This window comes from Hyphomonas sp. (assembly GCF_046313735.1).
GTDB lineage: Bacteria > Pseudomonadota > Alphaproteobacteria > Caulobacterales > Hyphomonadaceae > Hyphomonas.
Genome location: NZ_JBKBXW010000059.1, coordinates 1 through 3,222, shown reverse-complemented (window position 1 = coordinate 3,222; position 3,222 = coordinate 1). Strand labels below are relative to the sequence as shown.

The window sequence follows — 3,222 nt, the reverse complement described above, 5'->3', positions numbered from 1 at the left end:
GACTGCTGAGAGTGCTACCGCGGCCGAACCTGCTGTGCTTGAGATTGCAGCCGCGGCTGGCGGCCTCACCGCAGCCAGCGACGACTCGATGATCCATACCGTGTTGATTTCCACCCAGAAGTGACCCGGGTGGGCGCATAATTTCCATTGAGATTTGACCCATGTGACCCTTCCCCCACGCGGCGAGCGACGGGGGGCAACGGAGTGATCCACATGGGACTTTTGAACATCATCCGGAAGCTTCGGCTGCGGCACGGACTTCCGATCCGCGAGATTGCCAGACGGACTGGCCTGTCTCGCAATACGGTCAAGAAGCACCTGAAGGCTGGAACGATCGAGCCTGCCTTCGCTACGCCGGAACGGCCGAGCAAGCTGGATCCCTTTGCCGACAAGCTATCAGCCTGGCTGAAGACCGAAGCGGGCAAGTCACGCAAGCAGCGGCGGACGCTGAAGCAGCTGCATGCTGATCTCGTGACGCTCGGCTTTACCGGTTCTTATGGCCGGGTGGCAGCCTTCGCCCGTCAATGGCGGGCGGATCGCCAGCGCGAGCAACAGACCACAGGGCGCGGGACCTTCGTCCCGCTGTCTTTCCGCCCGGGCGAGGCTTTCCAGTTCGACTGGAGCGAGGATTTCGCCGTTCTGGGTGGCGAGCGCACGAAGCTGCAGATGGCGCATATCAAGCTGGCGCACAGCCGGGTCTTTCTTGTGCGCGGCTATCTCCTGCAGACCCATGAGATGCTGTTCGATGCCCACTGGCACGCGTTCCGGGTCTTCGGCGGCGTGCCGGGACGCGGGATCTATGACAACATGAAGACGGCCGTGGATCGCGTCGGCCGAGGCAAGGAACGCCAGATCAACATCCGCTTCCTCGCCATGGCGAACCACTATGTCTTCGAACCCGAGTTCTGCAATCCCGCCGCCGGCTGGGAGAAAGGCCAGGTCGAGAAGAACGTCCGCGACTCTCGCCACCAGATGCTGCACGGCATGCCGGACTTCCCCGATCTGGCCGCGCTGAATGCCTGGCTGGAGCAGCGCTGCGTGGAGCTATGGCGCGAGACGGCCCACGGTTCGCTGCCCGGCACGATCGCCGACATCTGGGCCGAGGAGCAGGCCGCGCTGATGCCGCTGCCGCCAGCTTTTGACGGATTCATCGAGCTGAGCAAGCGCGTCTCGCCCACATGTCTGATCAGCTTCGAGCGCAATCGCTACAGCGTTCCGGCGTCCTTCGCGAACCGCCCTGTCAGCCTGCGGATCTATCCCGACCGGCTGGTCGTGGCGGCCGAGGGCAATATCCTGTGCGAACATCCGCGGGTCATCGAACGCAGCCATCATCTGCCACCACGGACGATTTACGACTGGCGGCACTATCTGTCGGTCGTTCAGCGCAAGCCCGGGGCGCTTCGGAATGGCGCACCCTTCCTGGAATTGCCGCCTGCCTTCAGGCAGTTGCAGGATCACATGCTCCGCAAACCCGGCGGAGACCGCGAAATGGTCGACATCCTCGCCCTGGTGCTGCAGCACGATGAACAGGCCGTGCTCACCGCCGTGGAACTCGCGCTGGCCGAGGGCGTGCCGACCAAGACCCATGTGCTGAACCTGCTGCATCGGCTGGTCGACGGCAAGGTGATCGGCGGACCGCCACTCGATACCCCGCAGGCTCTGGTCCTGCACCACGAGCCCAGGGCCAATGTCGAACGCTATGACGGTCTGCGCGCCCAGATCGCCGGAGGCCGCCATGCGTCATGATCCCGCCAGCGGTGCGATCGTCATCATGCTGCGCAGTTTGAAGATGTATGGCATGGCGAATGCGGTCACCGACCTGATCGAACAAGGGGCGCCAGCCTTTGAAGCTGCTGTCCCGATCCTGTCGCAACTGCTGAAGGCTGAACTGGCCGAACGCGAGGTCCGCTCGATCGCCTATCACATGAAGGCCGCCCGCTTCCCGGCCTACAAGGACCTCTCCGGCTTCGACTTCGCCGCCAGCGAGATCAACGAGGCCACGGTCCGGACCCTGCACCGTTGCGAGTTCATGGACGGTGCCCAGAACGTGGTCCTGATCGGCGGCCCGGGCACCGGAAAAACCCATGTCGCGACGGCCCTCGGCATCCAGGCCATCGAACATTACCGCCGAAAGGTCCGCTTCTTCTCGACCATCGAGTTGGTCAACGCCCTTGAACAGGAAAAAACCAAGGGCAAGGCCGGGCAGATCGCCGAAAGTCTGACCAAGCTCGACCTCGTGGTCCTCGACGAGCTCGGATATCTGCCCTTCAGCGCCTCAGGCGGAGCATTGCTGTTCCACCTGCTGAGCAAGCTCTACGAGCGCACCAGCGTCGTCATCACCACGAACCTCAGCTTCAGCGAATGGGCCACGGTGTTCGGCGATGCGAAAATGACGACCGCCTTGCTCGACCGCCTCACCCATCGCTGCCACATCCTGGAGACCGGAAACGACAGCTTCCGCTTCAAGGCCAGTTCAGCAGCCGCGGCCAAGAAAAAGAAGGAGACCAGCCATGCCTTGACCCCAGCATGATCCGAAATCCATAATCAGAGGTGGGTCACTTCTCGATGGAAAACCCGGGTCACTTCTGGGTGGAAATCAACAGCCCTCGGCTTTCGCCGAGGCGCCGAAGACTACGGGGAAGTAGCCCTTCTTCTGCCGCACAACATGTCGGGACAGCGCGTCCTTGCCGTCCCCTTCCAACCAGTCGCGAAAACTCCCGGTGAAGTTCTTCCACTCTGTCTGTCGGGCGTCTCGGTTCTTGTATCTGGACAAGAGGAAGGTCATCGGGCGGTCAAGCAGCGCCTGCCATTCCGGCGAGTCCGCGCCCGTGATCCAAGCATCATTCAGTTCCGCCTTATCTGAACCGGACAGGGGGTCCTGCCTGCTGGCGCAGGTGGGGACTTCCTCTGTATCGCCGGTCACCGGTTCCGACAGCACGGACGGCGCGCCCTCATCGGCGCAGGCTTCTGGCGCATCGCCGGGCACAGCCTCACTGTGTCGGGCGTCCTCGGCAGCATCAATCAGAGGGTCGATGACCTTCGATTCAGGCGTAATATTGGAGGGTTGGAAGGTCATCGTCTCTGTTTTCTTTCTGTTTCAGCTTCGGGCCAGTAGGGCGCCGATATCGGTGTGGATGTTTTTCATGTTGAACCGCCCCGGGTTTACCGGAGAGTAAAACTCTCAAAAGGTGAGCATCATGACAGACAAGAAACACAGCCCGA

General features: G+C 62.1%; 3 protein-coding genes. 2 read left to right on the top strand and 1 reads right to left on the bottom strand.

Annotation, left to right across the window (positions count from 1 at the left end; genetic code table 11):
* Positions 1-213 precede the first annotated feature (213 nt).
* Both istA and istB read left to right on the top strand, forming a co-directional pair.
* A complete protein-coding gene (istA, locus tag ACK4SV_RS16035) occupies positions 214-1,746 on the top strand; it encodes an IS21 family transposase (protein ID WP_409918847.1) in 1,533 nt (510 codons plus the stop codon).
* A complete protein-coding gene (gene istB / locus ACK4SV_RS16030) occupies positions 1,736-2,530 on the top strand; it encodes an IS21-like element helper ATPase IstB (protein WP_409918846.1) in 795 nt (264 codons plus the stop codon). The genes istA and istB overlap by 11 nt, the downstream gene beginning before the upstream one ends.
* A gap of 66 nt (positions 2,531-2,596) precedes the next feature.
* Here istB and ACK4SV_RS16025 read toward each other — a convergent pair whose 3' ends face one another.
* Positions 2,597-3,076: a hypothetical protein gene (locus ACK4SV_RS16025; RefSeq protein ID WP_409918845.1), complete on the bottom strand. Its 480-nt coding sequence runs from the start codon at positions 3,074-3,076 to the stop codon at positions 2,597-2,599.
* Between the last annotated feature and the right edge of the window lie 146 nt (positions 3,077-3,222).